The sequence below is a fragment of the Polynucleobacter kasalickyi genome (genome assembly GCF_900176405.1).
Taxonomy (GTDB): Bacteria; Pseudomonadota; Gammaproteobacteria; order Burkholderiales; family Burkholderiaceae; genus Polynucleobacter; species Polynucleobacter kasalickyi.
Window position 1 is genome coordinate 1 of the sequence record NZ_FWXJ01000033.1, and the last position, 1,304, is coordinate 1,304.

The following is a 1,304-nucleotide window of genomic DNA, read 5'->3' on the forward strand; positions in this document are numbered from 1 at the left end:
GGCTCTTCACCATAATCGGGGGATGAGCATTTATTAAACACGATTAATTACTCCATTCCAACCGCATAAAGCCAAGACTCTCAGTCGGTAGTTTTGGAAATTCCTAAAACCAAACGCTCTTCTAGAAATCATTTCCATTTTAGTATGGAATCCTTCCGTTATTCCGTTGGATTTTGAAAACCGCCACATTCGAATAATCGGCTCTAACCAAGATCGAATGGTCTGAGCAATGATTTTTGCTGGACTTTCTTCAAATTGATCGAGTAATTGTAGAAATTCTGGAATATATTTCTTCGCTTTTTTTGCGGTTACTTTTTTCAGAAGAAGGAATGAGTTGAGTTTCTGCTTTGCTTGATAAAGAGCCTGGAGGATCGGGAACTTCTCTAGATACTGAGACAGGTTCTGTTGCTGCTCAGGCGTTAAATTCCAATGGTGCCTGCGCATGAGACTGAGAAGTCCACGGTTTTTACGTCCTACGGGGTCTTGCTGGTTCCAGACTTGTAAAAAGTGTTGATTGACGAGTCGTATGACATGGAACCTATCAGCCACAATTTTGGCATTTGGGAAGTATTGTTGGACAATTTTGCGATAAGTTTCCGAGAGATCCATCACCACAAACTTCACTCTGTCACGGCCCGTTAAATGGCTTAGATACCTGCGTAGACTGGCTTCTGAGCGACCCAACACCACATCAAACACCTTATGATTTTTAAGATCAACGAAAGTAGTCGCAAAGCCTTTTTTACGACTAAAGAAGTGTTCATCAATCCCTAATATCCGCGGGCAATGACGGGACGACAACTCTGCTACTCGGTTCTTAATTTGCTGTTGATACCAGCGTTCTACTGTCGCACTACCAATCTTGTGGGTAACGGTCAGCTTACGCTGACTGATCCCACCATCGTGAGCTTCGAAGACTTCGAGTCGATAGGACTCAGTAGCTCGAAGGCGAGGTCGGATGCCTCGCAAGGGGTGTCGAAAATAGCGATTACAGTTGGGGCAATGGTACTTTGGTAGGGCTAAATGTAGAACCATCAACTGGTTCCCTTGGCGAGTATGCTTTAACACGCGATGATGTGTGGATTTAATTCGAACGGGGTCATGTTGACAATAAAGACAGGCTGGCCTGACTTTAGGTTTACACCAAACCTCGACAATTTGACCACGTTTTACCTGTTCGATTGAAAGATCGGGCAGACCTAAGATAGAATCTATTTGGGACATTGGTATTACCTATATTAAAAAAGTTCGTCGAAAAAACTAGTTTAATAAATACCTTTGTCCCCCGTTTATGATGTAGAGCC

Annotated in this window: 1 protein-coding gene; it reads right to left on the reverse strand. The window is 43.2% G+C overall.

Going from position 1 to position 1,304, the window contains the following annotated elements:
* Nucleotides 1-33: 33 nt before the first annotated feature.
* Nucleotides 34-1,224 (reverse strand): ISL3 family transposase, encoded by a 1,191-nt coding sequence (locus B8983_RS13810; protein ID WP_084286145.1) that lies wholly within the window; start codon nucleotides 1,222-1,224, stop codon nucleotides 34-36.
* Nucleotides 1,225-1,304 lie beyond the last annotated feature (80 nt).